This window comes from Variovorax sp. P4_B11 (genome assembly GCF_056402355.1).
In genome coordinates, this window is the sequence record NZ_JBFUHO010000004.1 from 18,149 (window position 1) to 40,287 (window position 22,139).

Sequence of the window (22,139 nt, forward strand, 5' to 3'; positions counted from 1 at the left end):
GCCATGTTGGCGGCTCGGTCTGGGGCCGGTCAGGCTCAGATGCGGAAGCTTTCGCCGCAGCCGCAGCGGTCGCGTTCGTTCGGATTGTTGAACTTGAAGCCCTCGTTGAGGCCCTCGCGCACGAAGTCGAGCTGCGTGCCGTCGATGTAGGCCAGGCTCTTCGGGTCGACCAGCACCTTGACGCCGTGGTCCTCGAAGACCACATCTTCGGGCGCGAACTCGTCCACGTACTCGAGCTTGTAGGCCAGGCCCGAGCAGCCCGTGGTCTTGACGCCCAGCCGCACGCCCACGCCCTTGCCTCGTTTGCCGAGATAGCGGGTGACGTGGCGCGCGGCCGATTCGGTCAGTGTCACAGCCATGTCAGTGAGTGGCTTCCGTGGTTGCGGCCGCCACGCCGTGCTTGGCCTTGTAGTCGCTGACCGCCGCCTTGATCGCGTCTTCGGCCAGGATCGAGCAGTGGATCTTGACCGGCGGCAGCGCCAGTTCCTCGGCGATCTGGGCGTTCTTGAGCGCCGCCGCTTGGTCGAGCGTCTTGCCCTTGACCCATTCGGTCACGAGCGAGGACGAGGCGATCGCCGAGCCGCAGCCGTAGGTCTTGAAGCGCGCGTCCTCGATGACGCCGGTCTCGGGGTTGACCTTGATCTGCAGCTTCATGACGTCGCCGCAGGCCGGTGCGCCGACCATGCCGGTGCCTACCGAGTCGTCGCCCTTTTCGAACGAGCCGACGTTGCGGGGATTTTCGTAGTGGTCGATGACCTTGGAAGAGTAAGCCATGGGGTACCTCTTTGAATTTTCAGTGAGCCGACCACTGGATCGTGCTGATGTCGATGCCGTCCTTGAACATCTCCCACAGCGGGCTGAGTTCGCGCAGCTTGGCGACGTTGTGCTTGATGGTCGAAATCGCGTAGTCGATTTCTTCCTCGGTCGTGAAACGGCCGATGGTCATGCGCAGGCTGCTGTGGGCCAGCTCGTCGCTGCGCCCGAGCGCGCGCAGCACGTAGCTGGGCTCCAGGCTGGCCGAGGTGCAGGCCGAGCCGCTGGACACCGCCAGGCCCTTGATGCCCATGATCAGGGACTCGCCTTCGACGTAGTTGAAGCTCATGTTCAGGTTGTGCGGCACGCGGTGTTCGAGATTGCCGTTGATGAAGACCTGCTCGACGTCCTTCAGGCCGTCTAGCAGGCGCTTCTGCAGCGCTGCGGCCTTGGCCACATCGGCCTTCATTTCGAGCTTGGCCAGGCGGAAGGCCTCGCCCATGCCGACGATCTGGTGCGTCGGCAGGGTGCCCGAGCGCATGCCGCGCTCGTGGCCGCCGCCGTGCATCTGGGCCTCGAGCCGCACGCGCGGCTTGCGGCGCACGTACAGCGCACCGATGCCCTTCGGGCCGTAGGTCTTGTGCGACGCCAGGCTCATCAGGTCGATCGGCAGCGTCTTGACGTCGATCTCGACCTTGCCGGTGGCCTGCGCCGCGTCGACGTGGAAGATCACGCCCTTCTCGCGGCAGATGTTGCCGAGCGCGACCACGTCCTGGATCACGCCGATCTCGTTGTTGACGAACATCACGCTCGCCAGGATGGTGTCGGGCCGGATCGCGGCCTTGAACGCCTCGAGGTCGAGCAGGCCGTCTTCCTGGACATCCAGGTAGCTCACTTCGAAGCCCTGGCGCTCGAGCTCGCGCATGGTGTCGAGCACCGCCTTGTGCTCGGTCTTGACCGTGATGAGGTGCTTGCCCTTGCCCTTGTAGAAATGCGCCGCGCCCTTGAGGGCGAGGTTGTTCGACTCGGTGGCGCCGGAGGTCCAGACGATCTCGCGCGGGTCAGCGCCGATCAGGCCGGCCACTTCGGCACGTGACTTCTCGACCGCATCCTCGGCCTCCCACCCCCAAGCGTGACTGCGCGACGCCGGATTGCCGAAATGCTCGCGCAACCAGGGAATCATCGCGTCGACGACGCGCGGATCGACCGGCGTCGTGGCGCCGTAGTCGAGGTAGATGGGGAAATGAGGAGTGACGTCCATGGCTGGCTCAGGCTGGCGTGGGGTTGATCTTTGTTCGGAGTGATTCAAAGGGAGGCGCCCGAAGGCGCCGCCGGATCAGGATTTGGCGAACGCGTTGCCCAGTGCGAAGACCGAGTTCGGCGCGTTGACGCGGATCGGCTTGACCACTGGCTGCGCCGAGATCGCGCGCTTGACGGCCGGCTTGTTCTCGATCTGCACGCCCTTGGCGATCTGGTCATCGACCAGCTTCTGCAGCGTGACGGAATCGAGGAACTCGACCATGCGCTGGTTGAGCGAGGCCCACAGCTCGTGGGTCATGCAGCGACCCGCTTCGCCGAGGCAGTTTTCCTTGCCGCCGCATTGGGTGGCGTCGATCGGCTCGTCGACCGAGACGATGATGTCGGCCACAGTGATGTCCGCCGCCTTGCGGCCGAGGGAATAGCCGCCGCCGGGGCCGCGCGTCGACTCGACCAGCTCGTGGCGGCGCAGCTTGCCGAACAGTTGCTCGAGATAGGACAGCGAAATCTGCTGCCGCTGGCTGATCGCGGCCAGCGTGACCGGACCGGTATTCTGGCGCAGCGCCAGGTCGATCATGGCCGTAACCGCAAAGCGGCCTTTGGTAGTGAGACGCATCGCAAGCTCCTTGAGTGCTTACCGTGGAAATGACACCGCGCCCAAGGGCCGCGGTGACCTCGTCTCCGCCCTGCACGACCCTCGTCCGGCTGGTGTGCCGATCGGTTGGAGTCGCCCTTCATCGCGAAGTTCTTTTGTTCTTGAGTATTTCGGTCAAGTATAGCAGAAGCCCCTCAGGCCTGCTCGGGTAAACCCGATTGCGCCGGCCGCCGCTCTGATCGGTTGAGGACAGAGCAAAAACTGCTGCGCAGTTTCTTAGTCTGTCCCGCAATCGCTAGTCAGTTGGGGACAGAGCAAAAACCGCTGCGCGGTTTGTTGGTCTGTCCCGCAATGACTCAGAGAGCGATGTTGTCGTGGCCGGAGGCGCCGAAGGCCTGCTCGCGCAGTTCGGCCAGCTGGTCGCGGACGCGGGCCGCCTTCTCGAATTCGAGGTTCCGGGCGTGCTCGAGCATGAGCTTCTCGAGCCGCTTGATCTCGCGCGCCACGTCCTTTTCGGACATGTCCTCGACCTTGGCGCGCTCCAGCTCGCGCTTGGCCGCCTCCTTGCCCGATTTCTCGCTGTAGACGCCGTCGATCAGGTCGCGGACCTCCTTCAGGATGCTGCGCGGCGTGATGCCATGGGCCTCGTTGTGCGCGACCTGGCGCGCCCGGCGCCGCTCGGTCTCGTCGATCGCCTTCTTCATCGAGTCCGTCATGCGGTCGGCGTAGAGGATCGCCTTGCCGTTCAGGTTGCGCGCCGCCCGGCCGATGGTCTGGATCAGCGAGCGCTCGGCCCGCAGGAAGCCTTCCTTGTCGGCATCCAGGATGGCCACCAGCGAGACCTCCGGGATGTCCAGGCCTTCGCGCAGCAGGTTGATGCCGACCAGCACGTCGAATGCCCCAAGGCGCAGGTCGCGCAGGATCTCGACCCGCTCGACGGTGTCGATGTCGCTGTGCAGGTAGCGCACCTTGACCCCGTTGTCGCTCAGGTAGTCGGTCAGCTGCTCGGCCATCCGCTTGGTCAGCGTGGTGATCAGCACGCGCTCGTTCTTGTCGACCCGCAGGCGGATCTCCTGCAGCACGTCGTCGACCTGATGGGTGGCGGGCCGGACTTCGACCTCGGGGTCGATCAGGCCGGTCGGCCGCACCAGTTGCTCGACCACGTTGCCGGCCTTGTCCTTTTCATATTGCGCCGGCGTCGCCGAGACGAAGATGCATTGGCGCATCCGCGTCTCGAATTCCTCGAACTTGAGCGGCCGGTTGTCCAGGGCGGAAGGCAGCCGGAAGCCGTATTCGACCAGCGTGGTCTTGCGCGCCCGGTCGCCGTTGTACATGCCGCCGAGCTGGCCGATCATCTGGTGGCTCTCGTCGAGGAACATCAGCGCGTCCTTCGGCAGGTAGTCGGTCAGGGTCGCCGGCGGCTCCCCGGGCGCGGCGCCCGACAGGTGGCGGGTGTAGTTCTCGATGCCCTTGCAGTGGCCGATCTCGGCCAGCATCTCGAGGTCGAAGCGGGTGCGCTGCTCGATCCGCTGCGCTTCCACCAGCTTGCCTTCGCCGACGAAGAACTTCAGCCGCTCGTCGAGCTCGAGCTTGATGGTCTCGACCGCGCTCAGGACCTTGTCGCGCGGCGTCACGTAGTGGCTCGACGGATAGACCGTGAAGCGCGGGATCTTCTGCCGGATGCGGCCGGTCAGCGGGTCGAACAGCTGCAGCGACTCGATCTCGTCGTCGAACAGCTCGATCCGGATCGCCAGTTCGCTGTGCTCCGCGGGGAAGACGTCGATGGTGTCGCCGCGCACCCGGAAAGTCCCGCGCGAGAAATCCTGCTCGTTGCGCGTGTACTGCATGCGGATCAGCCGCCCGATCACGTCGCGCTGGCCGATCTTGTCGCCCTGCCGCATGATGAAGCGCATCTGCGTGTAGTCCTCGGGCGTGCCGATGCCGTAGATGGCGCTCACGGTCGCGACGATCACCGTGTCGCGCCGCTCCAGCACGCTCTTGGTCGCCGACAGCCGCATCTGCTCGATGTGCTCGTTGATCGAGCTGTCCTTCTCGATGAACAGGTCGCGCTGCGGCACGTAGGCCTCGGGCTGGTAGTAGTCGTAGTAGCTGACGAAGTACTCGACCGCGTTCTTCGGGAAAAACTCGCGGAATTCGCTGTAGAGCTGGGCCGCCAGGGTCTTGTTGGGAGCGAACACGATCGCCGGGCGGCCCAGCCGCGCGATCACGTTGGCCATGGTGAAGGTCTTGCCGGAACCGGTGACGCCCAGCAGGGTCTGGAACACCTCGCCGTCCTGCACGCCTTCGACCAGGCCCTCGATGGCCTTCGGCTGGTCGCCGGCCGGCGGATAGGGCTGGAAGAGTTCGAACGGGGAACCGGGAAAGCTGACGAATTCGCCCTGCTTTTGCGGGCCCACCGGGTCGGCGTGTTGCGGTTCGGGAATGACTTCTGACATTTCTGGCATGGCGTGGACTCCGGAAGCTGGTGGCGCGGCCGGTAAAATTCAAGCTAACCGGGCAGCGTAACGCAGGACCCGGCTTCACGTGAACCGATCATCCAAAGGACTTTCCATGTCAATGTTCACCGCCGTCGAAATGGCGCCTCGCGACCCGATCCTGGGCCTCAACGAGCAATTTGCGGCCGACGGCAATCCGAAAAAGGTCAACCTCGGCGTGGGCGTGTACTACGACGACAACGGCAAGCTGCCGCTGCTGAAGTGCGTGCAGGCCGCGGAAGAGGACATGATGAAGGCGCCCAGCGCCCGCGGCTACCTGCCGATCGACGGCATCGCCGCCTATGACAACGCGGTCAAGGGACTGGTCTTCGGCGCCGACAGCGAACCGGTGAATTCCGGCCGCGTCGCCACCATCCAGGCCATCGGCGGCACCGGCGGCCTGAAGGTCGGCGCCGACTTCCTGAAGAAGCTGACGCCGCAGGCCAAGGTGCTGATCAGCGACCCGAGCTGGGAAAACCACCGTGCGCTGTTCACCAACGCCGGCTTCACTGTCGAAAGCTACCCCTACTACGACGCCACCAAGCGCGGCATCGACTTCGAAGGCATGCTGGCGGCGCTGAAGGCGGCGACCGCGGGCACCATCGTGGTACTGCATGCCTGCTGCCACAACCCGACCGGCTACGACATCACGCCGGCCCAGTGGGACCAGGTCATCACCGCCGTCAAGGCCGGCGAGCTGACCCCCTTCCTCGACATGGCCTACCAGGGCTTCGGCCACGGCATCCAGGAAGACGGCGCCGTGATCGGCAAGTTCGTCGAAGCCGGACTGACCTTCTTCGTCTCGACCTCGTTCTCCAAGAGTTTCAGCCTCTACGGCGAGCGCGTGGGCGCCCTCTCGGTGCTCTGCGAGAGCAAGGAAGAAGCCGCGCGCGTGCTGTCGCAGCTCAAGATCGCGATCCGCACCAACTACAGCAACCCGCCGATCCACGGCGGCGCGGTGGTGGCGGCGGTGCTCAACGACCCGGCACGGCGCGCCGTCTGGGAAGCGGAACTGGCCGAGATGCGGGTGCGCATCAAGGCCATGCGCCAGAAGCTGGTCGACGGCCTCAAGGCCGCCGGCGTGAAGCAGGACATGAGCTTCATCACCTCCCAGATCGGCATGTTCAGCTACTCGGGCCTGACCAAGGACCAGATGGTGCGGCTGCGCGAGGAGTTCGGCGTCTACGGCACCGACACCGGCCGCATGTGCGTCGCTGCGCTCAACAGCAAGAACATCGGCTACGTTTGCGAGAGCATCGCCAAGGTTCTCTGAGCCCGGCCCTGTCCGGCCGCTTCATCGAGGACGCGCTGCGCAACCCGCACAACCGCGCGATCCTCGAGGGCCTGCCCGCGCTGGCGCTGCCGGATGCCTGGCTGGTGGCCGGCTGCCTGTTCCAGAGCGTCTGGAACGGGCAGTGCGGACGGCCACCAGAGGCGGGCATCCGCGACTACGACCTGTTCTACTTCGACGCCTCCGATCTGTCGGCGGAAGCCGAACGGCGGGTCGACGGGCGCGTGCAGCGGCATTTTTGCGGGCTGCCCGTCACCATCGAGACCAAGAACCAGGCCCGCGTTCACACCTGGTACGCGGACTATTTCGGCGGCAGCTATGCGGCATCGCAGTGCGCCCAGGACGGTATCGACCGCTTCCTGGTGGACTGCACCTGCGTCGGCCTGCAGCCGGGCGAAGGCGGCCTGACGCTCTATGCGCCCCACGGCCTGCAGGCGCTGTACGAGGGTGTCCTGCGGCCCAATCCGCGCTGCCACCAGCCGCGCCTGTACGCGGCCAAGGCGGCCGACTACCAGGCCCGCTGGCCCTGGCTCACGGTGCTCGATTCGTTCGCAATCCCCGGCTAGTCCGACAAACGGGAAGATGTCACGCGGAAAGAACTGAAGTGGGGCGCGCCCCCTACTTCGGCCGCGGCGCTGCTGATATATTGCATCGCAACAACTTTCAGTTCAGGCCCTCCGATGCTTTACCAACTCTATGAAGCGCAGCGCTCCCTCATGGAACCGTTCGCGGACTTCGCGCAGGCGGCCTCCAAACTCTACGGCCAGGGCGCGGCCTTCGGGCAGACGCCGATGGCACAGCGCATGGCCGCCGGCTACGACCTGCTGTATCGACTCGGCAAGGACTACGAGAAGCCGGAATTCGGCATCAAGACGGTCAAGGTCGACGGCCACGACGTGGTAATCCACGAAAGCGTCGAAATCGAGAAGCCCTTCTGCCAGCTGCGCCGATTCAAGCGCTTCACCGACGAGCCCGACACCCTGCAGACGCTCAAGAGCCAGCCGGTGGTGCTGATCGTGGCGCCCCTTTCGGGCCACTACGCGACCTTGCTGCGCGACACGGTGCGCACCATGCTCCAGGGCCACAAGGTCTACATCACCGACTGGATCAACGCGCGCCTGGTGCCGCTCTCGGAAGGCGAATTCCACCTCGACGACTACGTCAACTACGTCGAGGACTTCATCGGCTACCTGCAGGCCGAGTACGGCAACTGCCATGTGATCAGCGTCTGCCAGCCGACGGTCCCGGTGCTGGCCGCGGTGTCTCTGATGGCCAGCCGCGGCGAGAAGACGCCGCTGTCGATGACCATGATGGGCGGTCCGATCGACGCCCGCAAGTCGCCCACGGCGGTCAACAACCTGGCGATGAACAAGAGCTTCGAGTGGTTCGAGAACAACGTGATCTACCGGGTGCCGGACGGCTTCCCGGGCGCCGGACGGCGCGTCTATCCGGGCTTCCTGCAGCACACCGGCTTCGTGGCCATGAACCCCGACCGCCATGCCAGCAGCCACTACGACTATTTCAAGGACCTGATCAAGGGCGATGACGCCAGCACCGAGGCCCACCGCAAGTTCTACGACGAGTACAACGCGGTGCTCGACATGGACGCCGACTACTACCTCGAAACGATCCGCACGGTGTTCCAGAAGTTCGACCTGGTGAACGGCACCTGGGAAGTGACGAACGCGGCCGGCGAGCGCGAGCCTGTGCGACCGCAGGACATCCATTTGACCGGCCTGCTGACGGTCGAAGGCGAACTGGACGACATCTCCGGCTCGGGCCAGACCCGTGCCGCGCACGAACTGTGCACCGGCGTCGCCGCCAAGGAACAACGGCATCTCGAGGTCAAGGGTGCCGGACACTACGGCATCTTCAGCGGACGCCGATGGCGCGAGCATGTCTACCCGGAGGTACGCGCCTTCATCGCGGCGTACGACAAGCCGCAGAAGCGCGCGAGCCGCACGATCCTGGCCGCCGAAGACCCGATCAAGGCCAGCCCGGCAAGGAAGAAGACGGCGGCCGCGAGCAAGACAACGCCGGCGCGCCGGTCGGCCCCGGCCCGGCGCAAGGCCGGCTGAGGCCGTGACGCCGACGGCCGCCCGCCTGCTGGACGCGCTGCCGCAGACGCAGTGCACCCGCTGCGGCTACCCCGATTGCGCCGGCTACGCCGAAGCCATCGACGCCGGCGAGGCCGACATCAACCAATGCCCGCCCGGGGGTGCCGAGGGCGTCGCGCGACTGGCGCGGATCACGGGCAAGGCGGCGCGGCCGATCGATCCGCAGTTCGGCGTCGAGGGGCCGCGCGCCCTGGCGGTGATCGACGAAGCCTGGTGCATCGGCTGCACGCTGTGCCTCGATGCCTGCCCCACCGATGCCATCGTCGGCATCCACAAGCGCATGCACACCGTGATCGATGCGCATTGCACCGGCTGCGAACTGTGCATTCCGGCCTGCCCGGTCGACTGCATCTCGCTCGAGACCGTCACGCCGGGCCGCAGCGGCTGGCAGGCCTGGTCCCGGGCGCAGGCCGAGCACGCACGCGCACGCTACGCCGCACATGCCGCACGACATGCCCGCAGCGGGCCCGTGGTTGCGCCGCAGAGCGAGGTGCCGCCGGACGCGCCCGAGGCTGCCGAGCGCAAGCGCGCGATCGTCGAAGCCGCGCTGGCGCGGGCCCGAGCCGCTGCCGCCAAAGCCACGCCCAAGCCATGAGCCTCGACACCCTGCTGCTCTACGTCCTGGCCTCGACGGCATTGGCCATCACGCCCGGCCCGACGATGCTGCTGGCACTCTCCAACGGCATCTCCGGCGGCATGCGCGCGGCGGCCTGGGGCATTGCCGGTGCGTCGCTGGGCAGCAGCATCGTGATTGCCACGGTGGCGCTCGGACTGGGCTCCCTGCTGGCAGCGTCCGAGTGGCTTTTCAATGCGATCCGCGTCGCCGGCGTCCTCTACCTGGTCTGGCTCGGCATCAAGCTCTGGCGCACCCCGCCGGCGGACGTTGGCGCCGTGCTGGCCGCCTCGCCGAGCCGGCCGCTGCGCGGACGGCTGGCGCTTCTGCGAAGCCTGGCCGTGGCCTTGTCGAACCCGAAGTCACTGTTGTTCTTCGCCGCCTTCCTGCCCCAGTTCGTCGTCATCGCCCAGCCCCAAGGGCCGCAGTACGTGGTGCTGGGCGCGATCTTCGTCGGCATCGACACCCTGGTGATGCTGGCCTACGCGACCGCCGGCACACAGGCCGTGCGCTGGCTCTCGCAGCGCAGCCTGCGCGCGCTCAACCGTGGTTGCGCGGCGGGGATGTGGCTGCTGGCGGCGACGCTGGCGCTTTGGCGTCGCCCCGGATAATTGTTGCTCGCCCCCAGGTTGGGCTCACTGCGTGTAGCCCGCCCACCCCCTACCGGGGGCAACACCAGCGGCCCGGCAAAGCCGGTTCCGCGGTGTTTCACCAACGGGCCGCGCTGCGCGGGCCAGGCGTCAACCCCCGGCCAGCGCTAAGAAGGCCGTCACCACTTCCGGGGGCGCCTGCACCAACTCGATCAGCACGCCCTCGCCCGCAATCGGGAATTCGTCGTTGCTCTTCGGATGCAGGAAGCAGATGTCGAAGCCGGCCGCGCCCTGGCGGATGCCGCCCGGCGCGAAGCGGACGCCCTGCGCGGTCAACCACTCGACCGCCGCGGGCAGATCGTCGATCCACAGGCCCACGTGGTTGAGCGGCGTGGCGTGGACCGCGGGCTTCTTCTCGGGGTCCAGCGGCTGCATCAGGTCGACCTCGACCTTGAAGGGACCGCTGCCGATCGCGCAGATGTCCTCGTCGACGTTCTCGCGCTCGCTCTTGAACGTGCCCGTGACCTCGAGGCCCAGCATCTCGACCCACAGCTTCTGCAGGCGGGTCTTGTCCGGACCACCGATCGCGATCTGCTGGATGCCCAGCACCTTGAATGGACGCGTCATGCGCATGCTCCCTGTTTTTCGGAGGTCGAACGCCCCTTGAGGCCCAGCTTGGCCAGCAACTGCACATCGGCCTCGACGTCGGGGTTGCCCGTGACCAGCAGCTTGTCGCCGTAGAAGATCGAATTGGCGCCTGCCAGGAAGCACAGCGCCTGAACCGCCTCGCCGAGCTGCTGCCGGCCCGCCGACAGGCGCACGCGCGCCTTCGGCATCGTGATGCGCGCGACCGCGATCATGCGCACGAAATCCAGCGGATCGATCGGCTCCGAATCGGCCAGCGGCGTGCCGGGCACGCGCACCAGGCTGTTGATCGGCACCGACTCGGGGTACGGATCCAGGTTGGCCAGCTGGGCGATCAGCCCCGCGCGATGCACCGGCGCCTCGCCCATGCCGACGATGCCGCCGCAGCAGACGCTGATGCCGGCGGCACGCACATGGGCCAGCGTGTCGAGCCGGTCCTGGTAGCTGCGCGTGTCGACGATGTCGGTGTAGTACTCGGGGGCGGTGTCGAGATTGTGGTTGTAGTAGTCGAGGCCGGCGGCCTTGAGCTGCAGCGCGTGCTGCGGCTCGAGCATGCCGAGGGTCGCGCAAGTCTGCAGGCCCAGGCCCTTGACGGCCTCGACCAGCACCGCGACCTTCTCGACGTCGCGGTCCTTGGGTGCGCGCCAGGCGGCGCCCATGCAGAAGCGCGTGGCGCCGGCCGCCTTGGCGGCCCGCGCGGCGCGCAGCACCTCGTCGACTTCCATCAGCTTCTGCGCCTTGACGCCGGTGTCGAATTCGGCCGACTGCGGGCAATAGCCGCAATTCTCGGGGCAGCCGCCGGTCTTGACCGACAGCAGCGTGGCGAGCTCGATATCGCCGCCGGGAAAATTCTCGCGGTGCACCGTCTGCGCCTGGAACAGCAGGTCGTTGAAAGGCTTGTCGAGCAGCGCTTGCACCGCCGCCACCGACCAGGGGCCGCGCGGCGTGGCGGATGCTGCCGGCGGACGATGCAGCGTGACGGTCCGGGACTCGGCCGCCTTCAGGTCGTTGGCACCCATCTATGCGAACTCCATGATGACCTGGTCGACCGCGAGCGATTCGCCCTTGGCCGCCGCGATGTGGCCGACCACGCCGTCCTGCGCCGCGAACAGCACGTTCTCCATCTTCATCGCCTCGATGACCGCGAGCTTCTCGCCCGCCTGGACCTGCTGGCCGGGCTGCACCGAGACCTCGACCAGCAGCCCCGGCATCGGCGACATCAGGAACTTGCTCAGGTCCGGCGGCGCCTTGTAGGGCATCAGCGACAGCAGCCGCGCGCCGAGCGGCGAAAGCACCGTCGCCTCGATCTGCGTGCCGTTGTGCGCCACCCGCAGCGACAGCGGATTCTTGCCGGCGCCGCGTTCGACCTGCGCGACGAAGGCCCGGTTGTTGACCATGCCTTCGACCCGGATGCTGCCGAGCGACGTCTTGCTGTCGATCTTGTAGACGTGGCTGCCCACCGCCACCGCGCTGGAGCCGGTGTGGCCATGGAAATCGGTGACCGACACGGGCTTGTGCACATGCAGACCCTTGTCATCCATCACAACCACCACGAACTGCTCGCCCACCTTCACGCCATGGCCGTCGAGCTGGCCACTGATGCCCGAGGCGCGCGCCCGGTAGCGGCGGTGCATGTAGGCCGCCAACGCGACCAGGAAATCGGGATCGTCGTGCGGCACGTCTTCGGCATGGAAGCCGCGGCCGTAGTGCTCGGCGATGAAGCCGGTGTTGAAGTCGCCGCTGACGAACTTCGGATGCGCGAGCAGCGCCGCCTGGAACGGAATGTTGCTGCTGATGCCGCGGATCACGAATCCGTTGAGCGCCTCGCGCATCAGCGCGATGGCGTGCGCGCGGTCGCGGCCGTGCACGATCAGCTTGGCAATCATCGAGTCGTAGAACATCGGGATCTYGCCGCCGTCGTAGACGCCGGTGTCGACCCGCACGCCGTGCAGGTGCTCGGTGTCGGCGGAGAACATGGTCTCTTTCGGCGGCTGGAAACGGACCAGCCGGCCGGTCGAGGGCAGGAAGTTGCGGAACGGATCCTCGGCGTTGATGCGGCACTCGATGGCCCAGCCTTCGCGCTTGACGTCCTTCTGCGCCAGCGGCAGCTTCTCGCCGGCGGCGACGCGGATCATGAGCTCGACCAGGTCGAGACCGGTGATCGCCTCGGTCACCGGATGCTCCACCTGCAGCCGGGTGTTCATCTCGAGAAAGTAGAAGCTCTGGTCCTTGCCGACCACGAATTCGACCGTGCCCGCGCTCTGGTAGTTCACGGCCTTGGCCAGCGCCACGGCCTGCTCGCCCATCGCCTTGCGCGTGGCCTCACTGATGAAGGGCGACGGCGCCTCCTCGATCACCTTCTGATGGCGGCGCTGGATCGAGCATTCGCGCTCGTTGAGGTAGATCACGCTGCCGTGAGAGTCGCCCAGCACCTGGATCTCGATATGGCGCGGCTCTTCGACGAACTTTTCGATGAACACGCGGTCGTCGCCGAAGCTGTTGCGCGCCTCGTTGCGGCAGGAGGTGAAGCCTTCGAACGCGTCCTTGTCGTTGAAGGCCACGCGCAGGCCCTTGCCGCCGCCGCCGGCCGAGGCCTTGATCATCACCGGGTAGCCGATGTCCTTGGCGATCTCCACCGCGCGCTCGGCGGTCTCGATCGCGTCGTTCCAGCCCGGGATCGTATTGACCTTGGCCTCGTTCGCGAGCTTCTTCGAGGCGATCTTGTCGCCCATCGCGGCAATCGAATAGTGCTTCGGGCCGATGAAGATGATGCCCTCCTCCTCGACCTTGCGGGCGAAGGCCTCGTTCTCCGACAGGAAGCCGTAGCCCGGATGCACCGCTTCGGCGCCGGTCTTCTTGCAGGCCGCGATGATGCGGTCGGCCCGCAGATAGCTCTCGCGGCTGGCCGAGGCGCCGATGTGCACCGCCTCGTCGGCCAGCTCGACGTGGCGCGCGTCCTTGTCGGCATCAGAATAGACGGCCACCGTGCGGATGCCCATCTTCTTGGCGGTCTTGATGACGCGGCAGGCGATCTCTCCGCGATTCGCAATCAGGATCTTCTTGAACATGTTGGGGTCTCCCGATCTCAGAGGGGAATGTTGCCGTGCTTGCGCCACGGGTTCTCGAGCTTCTTCTCGCGCAGCATCACCAGGCTGCGGCAGATGCGCTTGCGCGTCTCGCTCGGCAGGATGACGTCATCGATGTAGCCGCGGGTGCCGGCCACGTAGGGATTGGCGAAGCGCGCCTTGTACTCGGCCTCGCGCGCGGCGAGCTTCTCGGGGTCGTTCTTGTCCTCGCGGAAGATGATCTCCACCGCCCCCTTGGCGCCCATCACGGCGATCTCTGCGCGCGGCCAGGCGAGATTCACGTCGCCGCGCAGGTGCTTGGAGGCCATCACGTCGTAGGCGCCGCCGTAGGCCTTGCGCGTGATCACCGTGATCTTCGGCACCGTGCATTCGGCGTAGGCGTAGAGCAGCTTGGCGCCGTGCTTGATGATGCCGCCGTACTCCTGGCTGGTGCCGGGCATGAAGCCGGGCACGTCGACGAAGGTCACGACCGGGATGTTGAAGGCATCGCAGAAGCGCACGAAACGCGCCGCCTTGATCGACGACTTGATGTCCAGGCAACCGGCCAGCACCAGCGGCTGGTTGGCGACGATGCCCACGCTCTGGCCGTCCATGCGCGCGAAGCCGATCACGATGTTCTTCGCGTAATCGGGTTGCAGCTCGAAAAATTCGCCGTCGTCGACCACCTTCGTGATCAGCTCCTTCATGTCGTAGGGCTTGTTCGGGTTGTCGGGCACCAGCGTGTCGAGCGACAGGTCGGCGCGCTCGGCCGGGTCGCCGCTCGGGCGCACCGGCGGCTTCTCGCGGTTGTTGAGCGGCAGGTAGTTGTAGAGCCGGCGCAGCATCATCAGCGCCTCGACGTCGTTCTCGAAGGCCATGTCGGCCACGCCGCTCTTGGTGGTGTGGGTCGAGGCGCCGCCGAGCTCCTCGGCCGTCACGTCCTCGTGCGTCACGGTCTTCACCACCTCGGGGCCGGTGACGAACATGTAGCTGCTGTCCTTCACCATGAAGATGAAGTCGGTCATGGCCGGCGAATACACCGCGCCGCCGGCGCAGGGGCCCATGATCATGCTGATCTGCGGCACCACGCCCGAGGCCATCACGTTGCGCTGGAAGACGTCGGCATAGCCGCCGAGCGAGGCCACGCCTTCCTGGATGCGGGCGCCGCCCGAATCGTTGAGGCCGATGACCGGGGCGCCGACCTTCATGGCCTGGTCCATCACCTTGCAGATCTTCTCGGCGTGGGCCTCGCTGAGGGCGCCGCCGAAGACCGTGAAGTCCTGGCTGAAGATGAAGACCAGGCGGCCGTTGATCATGCCGTAGCCCGTGACCACGCCATCGCCCGGGATCTTCTGGTCGGCCATGCCGAAGTCGCTCGAGCGGTGCTCGACGAACATGTCCCATTCTTCGAAGGTGTTGTCGTCGAGCAGCAGTTCGATGCGCTCGCGTGCGGTCAGCTTGCCCTTGGCATGCTGGGCGTCGATGCGCTTCTGGCCGCCGCCGAGACGCGCCTGGGCGCGGCGTTTTTCGAGTTGTTCGAGGATTTCTTTCATGACGTTCCGTCGTAAGAGTTGATCTTTTGAAAGGGACTGCCGCAGGCTACGCCTGTCCGGCCTGCGCGGCGAGCAGCTGGCGCGCAGCGGTCGATGCGGGCAAGGTGCCGGCCGCCACCTCGGCCACGGTGCGGGGCAGCAGCGCCCGCACCTGCGGATGCTGGCGGAAGGCCTGCTTGAGGCCGGCGTCGATGCGTTCCCACATCCAGGCCAGCGCCTGCTTTTCGCGCCGGCTGGAGAAGCGGCCGTTGGCCGTCTGCAGCGCCTTGAACTGCAGCACGGCGGCCCAGAAGGCGTCGACCCCGGTGCCCCGCAGCGCGCTGATCTGGATCACCTTGGGCTGCCAGAAACGAACTTCGGCTTCGGGCGTGCCCGGGGTGGCATGGGCGGCGTGCATGGCCTGCGCGTGCGCCGGATTGCCGTGGTGGCCGAACAGGCGCAAGGCCGAGGTGATCTGGGCCTGCGCGCGGGTGGCGGCATCCGGCTCGATGTCGGCCTTGTTGATCACCACCAGGTCGGCCAGCTCCATCACGCCCTTCTTGATCGCCTGCAGGTCGTCGCCTGCGTTGGGCAACTGCAGCAGCACGAACATGTCGGTCATGCCCGAGACCGCGGTCTCGCTCTGGCCGACGCCGACCGTCTCGACGATCACGATGTCGTAGCCGGCGGCCTCGCAGACCAGCATCGCCTCGCGTGTCTTCTCGGCCACGCCGCCCAGCGTGCCGCTCGAGGGGCTGGGCCGGATGTAGGCGCGCTCATCCATCGAGAGCCGCTCCATGCGCGTCTTGTCGCCGAGGATGGAGCCGCCCGAGACGGTGGACGATGGATCGATGGTGAGCACCGCGACGCGGTGGCCCTGATCGATCAGGAAGAGCCCCAGGGTCTCGATGAAGGTCGACTTGCCGACGCCGGGCACGCCCGAGATGCCGAGGCGGAAGGACTTGCCGGTGTGCGGCAGCAGCGCCGTGAGCAGCGCATCGGCCTGGGCGCGATGGTCGGCGCGGGTCGATTCGAGCAGCGTGATCGTCTTGGCGATCGCGCGGCGCTGCGAGGGACCACCGCTGGCCAGCAGCGCGTCCACCGTGGCCGGTGACTTGGCGGGCGGCATCTTCAGGCCGCAACCGCCGCGCGAATCTGCTCGAGCACGTCCTTGGCGCTCGCCGGGATCGGCGTGCCCGGTCCGTAGATGCCCTTGACGCCGGCCTCGTAGAGAAAGTCGTAGTCCTGCCGTGGAATCACGCCGCCGACGAAGACAATGATGTCGTCGGCGCCCTGCTTCTTGAGCTCCGCGATGATCGCCGGCACGAGGGTCTTGTGGCCGGCGGCCAGCGTGCTGACGCCCACGGCATGGACGTCGTTCTCGATCGCCTGGCGCGCGCATTCCTCGGGCGTCTGGAACAGCGGGCCCATGTCGACGTCGAAACCGAGGTCGGCGAAAGCGGTGGCGACCACCTTGGCGCCGCGGTCGTGGCCGTCCTGCCCCAGCTTGGAGATCATCACGCGCGGGCGCCGGCCCTGTTCCTCGGCGAAGGCCGCGATCTCGTGCTGCAGCGTCTCCCAGCCTTCGGCCGAGTCGTAGGCGGCGGCATAGACGCCCGTGACCTTCTGCGTGTCGGCGCGGTGCCGGCCATAGATCTTCTCGAGCGCATCGCTGATCTCGCCGACCGTGGCGCGCAGGCGCACCGCCTGGATGCTGAGATCGAGCAGGTTGCCCTGGCCGCTTTCCGCCGCGGCGGTGAGTGCGTCGAGCGCGGCCTGCACGGCGGCGCTGTCGCGCTTCTCGCGGATGGCCTTCAGCTTGGCGATCTGGCCCTCGCGCACCTTGACGTTGTCGATCTGCAGGATGTCGTGGGTATCCTCTTCCTTGAGCTTGTACTTGTTGACGCCCACGATCACGTCCCTGCCCGAGTCGATGCGCGCCTGCTTGTCGGCGGCCGCGGCCTCGATCTTGAGCTTGGCCCAGCCGCTGTCGACGGCGCGGGTCATGCCGCCCATCGCCTCGACCTCCTCGATGATCGCCCAGGCGGCATCGGCCATGTCCTGCGTCAGCTTCTCCATCATGTAGCTGCCGGCCCAGGGGTCGATCACGCTCGTGATGTGGGTCTCTTCCTGGACGATCAGCTGCGTGTTGCGCGCGATGCGGGCGCTGAACTCGGTCGGCAGCGCGATGGCCTCGTCGAGCGCGTTGGTGTGCAGGCTCTGGGTGCCGCCGAACACCGCGGCCATCGCTTCGATGGTGGTGCGCACCACGTTGTTGTACGGGTCCTGCTCGGTCAGCGACCAGCCCGAGGTCTGGCAGTGCGTGCGCAGCATCAGGCTCTTGGGGTTCTTGGGATCGAACTCCTTCATGATCCGGCACCACAGCAGGCGCGCGGCGCGCATCTTCGCGACCTCGAGGTAGAAGTTCATGCCGATGGCCCAGAAGAAGCTGAGCCGGCCCGCGAAGCCGTCGACGTCGAGCCCCTTGGCCAGCGCGGTCTTCACGTATTCCTTGCCGTCGGCCAAGGTAAAGGCCAGTTCGAGCGCCTGGTTGGCGCCGGCTTCCTGCATGTGATAGCCGCTGATCGAGATCGAGTTGAACTTCGGCATGTTCTGCGCCGTGTACTCGATGATGTCGCCGATGATCCGCATGCTCGGCGCCGGCGGGAAGATGTAGGTGTTGCGGACCATGAACTCCTTGAGGATGTCGTTCTGGATGGTTCCGCTCAGCTGGTCCTGCGCCACGCCCTGCTCTTCGGCCGCGACCACGTAGCCCGCCAGCACCGGCAGCACCGCGCCGTTCATGGTCATCGAGACGCTGACCTTGTCGAGCGGGATCTGGTCGAACAGGATCTTCATGTCCTCGACCGAGTCGATCGCCACGCCGGCCTTGCCGACGTCGCCGGTGACGCGCGGATGGTCGCTGTCGTAGCCGCGGTGGGTGGCGAGGTCGAAGGCCACCGACACGCCCTGCCCGCCCGCCGCCAGGGCCTTGCGATAGAAGGCGTTGGATTCCTCGGCGGTCGAGAAGCCGGCGTACTGGCGGATGGTCCACGGGCGCACAGCGTACATGGTGGCCTGCGGGCCGCGCAGGTAGGGCTCGAAGCCGGGCAGCGTGTCGGTGTACTTGAGCTCCTGCAGGTCGGCCGCGGTGTAGAGCGGCTTGACCGTGATGCCGTCCGGCGTGACCCAGTTCAACGCTTCGAGGTTGCCACCCGGGGCGGACTTGGCGGCAGCCCGGGTCCAGGCTTCGAGGGTCGCAGGCGTGAAGGTGTATTCGGTTTTGCTCATGGGCGCCGCTTTGGAGGTCATGCGAGGTTCGGGGAGGAGTGTCGGCGCAGTCGCCGGACAACTCAACCGAGTTTAACCCATCTGTAATTATTAATTCAAAGAACCAACTTGAGGTACATTTCAGCCATGTCCGCTGTCACCCTCACCCCGCGCGCCCTCTACGAAGAGGTGGCGGAACTGCTGCGCCAGCGCATCTTCAACCGCGAACTCGAGCCCGGCAGCTGGATCGACGAACTCAAGCTGGCCGAGGAATACGGCATCAGCCGCACGCCGCTGCGCGAGGCGCTGAAGGTGCTGGCCGCCGAGGGGCTGGTGACGATGAAGGTGCGGCGCGGCGCCTACGTGACCGAGGTGTCGGAGAAGGACCTGGCGGACGTGTACCACCTGCTGAGCCTGCTCGAGAGCGATGCAGCGGGCGTGGTGGCACGGCAGGCCACCGACGCCGAGCTGGCCGAACTCGAGCGGCTGCACGCGGAGCTCGAGTCCGCCGCCAAGCCCGGGCACGTGGACCGCGGGCATTTCTTCGCCATCAACGAGCGCTTCCACATGCGGTTGCTGGCGATCGCGAACAACCGCTGGCGCGACCAGATGGTGGCCGACCTGCGCAAGGTGATGAAGCTGAACCGGCACAACTCGCTGCTGAAGGCCGGGCGCATCGGCGAATCGCTGAAGGAGCACCGGGCGCTCATGGAGGCGATCAAGGCGCGCGACGCCGCGGTCGCGATGCAGCGGATGCAGCAGCACTTCCGCAACGGGCTGGAAGCGGCGAACTGAGCTCGCCCCCAGGTTGGGCTCACTGCGTGTAGCCCGCCCACCCCCTTCCGGGGGCAACACCAGCGGCCCGGCAAAGCCGGTTCCGCGGTGTTTCACGAACGGGCCTGGCTTCGCCGGCCAGGGGAACTTCGGGTTTTGTGATCAGGCCGGCTGGTCAACCGTCTCGTGCGCCAAGGCCATGACTTCGTGCGGCGCGCGGGTCTTGAGCTTGTGGTCGCTCCACACCTGCCGCCAGCGGCGGGCGCCGGCCAAGCCGTTGCGCAGGCCCAGCATGTGGCGCGCGATGTTCGACCACGGCGTGCCGTGCTCGGCCGCTTCGCGGGCCATGTAATCGCACATCTGCAGCTCGGCCTCTTCGCGCGTCAGCAGCGACGGCGACTCGCCGTAGAAAGCCGCGTCCCACCCGGCCAGCCACCAGGGGTTGTGATAGGCCTCGCGGCCGACCATCACGCCGTCGAGCAGGCGCAGGTGCGCGTGCATCGCGGCGTTGTCCGCAAAGCCCCCGTTGATCGAGAAGGCCAGCGCCGGGAAGTCGTGCTTGAGCCGATGCACCAGCTCGTAGCGCAGCGGCGGCACCTCGCGGTTCTGCTTCGGCGACAGCCCCTTGAGCCAGGCATTGCGGGCATGCACGATGAAGGTCTCGCAGCCTGCCTCGCTGACCTTGCCCACGAAGTCGCGGACGAACTCGTAGCTCTCGATCTTGTCGATGCCGATGCGGTGCTTGACCGTGACCGGCAGGTCGACGACATCGACCATCGCCTTCACGCAGTCGGCCACCAGCTGTGGCTCGTTCATGAGGCAGGCACCGAAGGCGCCGCGCTGCACGCGCTCGCTCGGGCAGCCGCAGTTGATGTTGATCTCGTCGTAGCCCCAGTCCTCGCCCAGCTTCGCGCAGTGGGCGAGATCGGCGGGTTCGCTGCCGCCGAGCTGCAGCGCCACCGGATGCTCCTCGGCGTTGAAGCGCAGGTGGCGCGGCACGTCGCCGTGGATCAGCGCGCCGGTGGTCACCATCTCGGTGTAGAGCAGCGCGCGTCGGGTCAGCAGCCGATGGAAGTAGCGGCAATGGCGGTCGGTCCAATCCATCATGGGAGCGACGGAGAGGATCTTTTCTGCTTTCAATGAACGGACCCCGGATGTGGCGAGCGGCGAATTTTGCCATCCGAAGGCCTTGTATTGCACACCATCGCTCAGCAAAAGGCCTGCGCCGTGCGGTTTGGAGGCTGCGACTTCTATCATCGTGTCCCATGCCCGTTTCCAAAGTTCAGACGCTCGATGTCCTCAAGCGTGCCCACCTCGTCAGCGCGCTCACGTTCGCGATCGACGCTCTGACGAATGCGGCTGTCGCCGCGACAGCGCCTGCGAAGCCAACGGTAGCCGGCACCGGGCCCGGCCGTGCGGGCCAACCCGCGGCGGCTGCGCCCGCGGCCCGCTACTTCCCGGCCGCCGCGCATGTGCTGAGCCCCGGCGAGGACCTGCAGGCGGCGCTCGACCAGCATCGCGCGGTGCGGCTGGGCGAGGGCACCTACCGCAATTGCACGCTGCGTTCGGGCCAGCACCTGCGCGGGTCCACGCGCAAGACGCGGATCGAGCGCCTGACCATCGAACCGGGCTCGCACGACTTCTCCGTTCTCGGGGTCAGCGGCAACGTCATATTCCCGCCCTCGCAGGCAGTCACCCGCGATGGCCTGGTGGGCGCCAAGTTCGGCGGCGTTGTCGGCCGTGGGGCGGCGCTGGAACGCATGGTCTTCTTTGCCTGCGTCGAGGGTGGCAGCGACTTCCGCGACAGCCGCGTCAAGGACTGCACCTGGGTGCACGAGCAAAGCCATGATGGCGGCTGGCAGAGCGATCACCCGATCTTCGTGCTCTCCGGCCCGGGCAGCGGCAACGTCGTCGTGGCCTTCAACGCGCTCAGCGCGAGGCGCATGCCGCTGTCGGTGGCCAACCAGCGCTCTTTCACGCTCATCGGCTTCGACGAGGAAACCTACAAGGCGCATGACGACGGCGGCCCGAGCATATTGCTGCGGCAGAGCCCCGGCGCAACCCTGGTGGGCGTGGGCGGCCATCCGCGCGATTCCGACGGCCTGGACAGCGACAGTGCCGCCACCACGGTGATCCTGAGCGACCAGAATTCGGACGCCGGCAGGCGCCTGGCCAGGCTGGGCGCCGGTGGCGCCGTCGTGCGCAGCGCGCGCTATGCCCGGTCCGCGGGCCTGCCCAACCAGGACGCACCGCCACCTGGCGTGGCCGTGCTGGCCGCCTGGCAGCGCCCGCCGGTCATCGTGCCGGCGCCCAGGCATGACGGCGCACTGGGCGACGATACGCAGCAACTGCAGCGCATGCTGGATGGCGGCGGCGGCGTGGTGGTGCTCGAACCGCGCGCCTACGGCGTGCGTGGCACCTTGCGCATCAAGCCGGGCGACTCGCTCGCAGGGACCTGGGGCCAGACCACCCTGGTCGCCTCGGGGGACTTCCCGATCCTGAAAATCGACGGGTCCGGTTCCGCGCCGGTCAACCTTTACGACCTCCAGTTCCAGGGCGGCAGCGTCGGGCTGTATCTGACGGTCCCGGGCCTGCAGCTCACCACCTTCTGCTGGTACGGGGTCACCTTCCGTGGCCAATCGAAGGCCGCTGTGCACATCGACAACGCCTATGCGCTCGACAACGGCGGCGTGGCGCGCTGCGCCTTCATCGATTGCGCCGCGGGGATCCTGCAGACGCCGGGCGACGGGCCGCGGAGCGACGCCAACCCGAGCCTTTGCTACATCGACAAATTCCATTCGTGGCAGTGCCTCTTCGAGAACTGCGGTCGTCCGCTGGACCTGCGCATCAAACGCGCCGACAACATGATTTCCTGGACTCAATGCACCTTCCGCAACAACCGCGCGGCGCCTTTCATCGATGGCGGTGCGAACTACCCGCTCTTCGTGGGCTGCCAATTCATCGGCGCGGGTTCCGATGGCAAGGCGATCGACAGTGCTTCGGCGACCACGGTCGTCGCGCGTTGCTTCTTCGAAGGCGCGCACGGCCTGGGCAACAACCTCGCGCTGAACTGCGAGTTCGGCTGAACCCTGTTGCCGGGCCTTCACCCGGAAGACAGCGCGCCAGCGCCGCCGCGCCGGAA

General features: G+C 66.8%; 19 protein-coding genes. 7 read left to right on the top strand and 12 right to left on the bottom strand.

The features are described 5' to 3' along the window. Positions 1-35: 35 nt before the first annotated feature. The 5 genes from iscA to uvrB all read right to left on the bottom strand — a co-directional run bounded on the left by iscA (position 36) and on the right by uvrB (position 5,070). Positions 36-359, bottom strand: coding sequence for an iron-sulfur cluster assembly protein IscA (gene iscA / locus AC1DYD_RS05625; RefSeq protein WP_286368289.1), 324 nt, complete (start codon positions 357-359; stop codon positions 36-38). Position 360: 1 nt separating this feature from the next. Then, positions 361-774 carry a Fe-S cluster assembly scaffold IscU gene (gene iscU, locus AC1DYD_RS05630; protein WP_478171766.1) on the bottom strand — a complete coding sequence of 138 codons (414 nt, stop codon included), beginning with the start codon at positions 772-774 and terminating at the stop codon, positions 361-363. A 19-nt stretch (positions 775-793) separates the two neighbouring features. Beyond that, positions 794-2,014: an IscS subfamily cysteine desulfurase gene (locus AC1DYD_RS05635; RefSeq protein ID WP_478171767.1), complete on the bottom strand. Its 1,221-nt coding sequence runs from the start codon at positions 2,012-2,014 to the stop codon at positions 794-796. A 75-nt stretch (positions 2,015-2,089) separates the two neighbouring features. Then, the gene (gene iscR, locus AC1DYD_RS05640) at positions 2,090-2,626 is read right to left on the bottom strand and encodes a Fe-S cluster assembly transcriptional regulator IscR (protein ID WP_158720462.1); all 537 of its coding nucleotides are present in this window, start codon (positions 2,624-2,626) and stop codon (positions 2,090-2,092) included. Positions 2,627-2,961: 335 nt separating this feature from the next. Beyond that, the gene (uvrB, locus tag AC1DYD_RS05645; protein WP_478171768.1) at positions 2,962-5,070 is read right to left on the bottom strand and encodes an excinuclease ABC subunit UvrB; all 2,109 of its coding nucleotides are present in this window, start codon (positions 5,068-5,070) and stop codon (positions 2,962-2,964) included. A gap of 106 nt (positions 5,071-5,176) precedes the next feature. On the opposite strand from uvrB, the gene AC1DYD_RS05650 reads away from it, so the two are divergent. The 5 genes from AC1DYD_RS05650 to AC1DYD_RS05670 all read left to right on the top strand — a co-directional run bounded on the left by AC1DYD_RS05650 (position 5,177) and on the right by AC1DYD_RS05670 (position 9,732). Further along, a complete protein-coding gene (locus AC1DYD_RS05650) occupies positions 5,177-6,373 on the top strand; it encodes an amino acid aminotransferase (protein ID WP_478171769.1) in 1,197 nt (398 codons plus the stop codon). Continuing rightward, positions 6,346-6,957, top strand: a complete 612-nt coding sequence (locus AC1DYD_RS05655) for a nucleotidyltransferase family protein (RefSeq protein ID WP_478171770.1) — start codon at positions 6,346-6,348, stop codon at positions 6,955-6,957. The genes AC1DYD_RS05650 and AC1DYD_RS05655 overlap by 28 nt, the downstream gene beginning before the upstream one ends. A gap of 114 nt (positions 6,958-7,071) precedes the next feature. Beyond that, the gene (locus tag AC1DYD_RS05660) at positions 7,072-8,469 is read left to right on the top strand and encodes a polyhydroxyalkanoate depolymerase (protein WP_478171771.1); all 1,398 of its coding nucleotides are present in this window, start codon (positions 7,072-7,074) and stop codon (positions 8,467-8,469) included. A 4-nt stretch (positions 8,470-8,473) separates the two neighbouring features. After that, entirely contained in the window at positions 8,474-9,103 is a 630-nt protein-coding gene (locus tag AC1DYD_RS05665; RefSeq protein WP_478171772.1) for an RnfABCDGE type electron transport complex subunit B, read from the top strand. Further along, positions 9,100-9,732, top strand: a complete 633-nt coding sequence (locus tag AC1DYD_RS05670; protein ID WP_478171773.1) for a LysE family translocator — start codon at positions 9,100-9,102, stop codon at positions 9,730-9,732. Before AC1DYD_RS05665 ends, AC1DYD_RS05670 begins: the two co-directional genes overlap by 4 nt. A gap of 129 nt (positions 9,733-9,861) precedes the next feature. Here AC1DYD_RS05670 and AC1DYD_RS05675 read toward each other — a convergent pair whose 3' ends face one another. Genes AC1DYD_RS05675 through scpA form a run of 6 tightly spaced genes read right to left on the bottom strand, consistent with a single transcriptional unit; the run spans position 9,862 to position 18,244 of the window. Next, positions 9,862-10,338, bottom strand: coding sequence for a VOC family protein (locus tag AC1DYD_RS05675; RefSeq protein ID WP_478171774.1), 477 nt, complete (start codon positions 10,336-10,338; stop codon positions 9,862-9,864). Next, positions 10,335-11,375, bottom strand: a complete 1,041-nt coding sequence (bioB, locus tag AC1DYD_RS05680; RefSeq protein WP_478171775.1) for a biotin synthase BioB — start codon at positions 11,373-11,375, stop codon at positions 10,335-10,337. Before bioB ends, AC1DYD_RS05675 begins: the two co-directional genes overlap by 4 nt. Beyond that, on the bottom strand, positions 11,376-13,424 hold the full coding sequence (locus AC1DYD_RS05685) for an acetyl-CoA carboxylase biotin carboxylase subunit (protein WP_478171776.1): 2,049 nt from the start codon (positions 13,422-13,424) through the stop codon (positions 11,376-11,378). It lies immediately after the preceding gene. Positions 13,425-13,441: 17 nt separating this feature from the next. Beyond that, entirely contained in the window at positions 13,442-14,974 is a 1,533-nt protein-coding gene (locus tag AC1DYD_RS05690) for an acyl-CoA carboxylase subunit beta (RefSeq protein WP_478171777.1), read from the bottom strand. A 46-nt stretch (positions 14,975-15,020) separates the two neighbouring features. Further along, positions 15,021-16,082 (bottom strand): methylmalonyl Co-A mutase-associated GTPase MeaB, encoded by a 1,062-nt coding sequence (meaB, locus tag AC1DYD_RS05695; RefSeq protein WP_478171778.1) that lies wholly within the window; start codon positions 16,080-16,082, stop codon positions 15,021-15,023. A gap of 2 nt (positions 16,083-16,084) precedes the next feature. Beyond that, the gene (gene scpA, locus AC1DYD_RS05700; RefSeq protein WP_478171779.1) at positions 16,085-18,244 is read right to left on the bottom strand and encodes a methylmalonyl-CoA mutase; all 2,160 of its coding nucleotides are present in this window, start codon (positions 18,242-18,244) and stop codon (positions 16,085-16,087) included. Positions 18,245-18,370: 126 nt separating this feature from the next. On the opposite strand from scpA, the gene AC1DYD_RS05705 reads away from it, so the two are divergent. Beyond that, positions 18,371-19,018, top strand: a complete 648-nt coding sequence (locus AC1DYD_RS05705) for a GntR family transcriptional regulator (RefSeq protein ID WP_478171780.1) — start codon at positions 18,371-18,373, stop codon at positions 19,016-19,018. A gap of 141 nt (positions 19,019-19,159) precedes the next feature. On the opposite strand, the gene dusA is transcribed toward AC1DYD_RS05705, so the two are convergent. After that, on the bottom strand, positions 19,160-20,137 hold the full coding sequence (gene dusA, locus AC1DYD_RS05710) for a tRNA dihydrouridine(20/20a) synthase DusA (protein ID WP_478171781.1): 978 nt from the start codon (positions 20,135-20,137) through the stop codon (positions 19,160-19,162). 125 nt (positions 20,138-20,262) lie between these two features. Between dusA and AC1DYD_RS05715 the strand changes: the two genes are divergently transcribed. Then, complete coding sequence (locus tag AC1DYD_RS05715; protein ID WP_478171782.1) at positions 20,263-22,083, top strand: hypothetical protein; 1,821 nt, start codon at positions 20,263-20,265, stop codon at positions 22,081-22,083. The last annotated feature ends 56 nt before the right edge of the window (positions 22,084-22,139 follow it).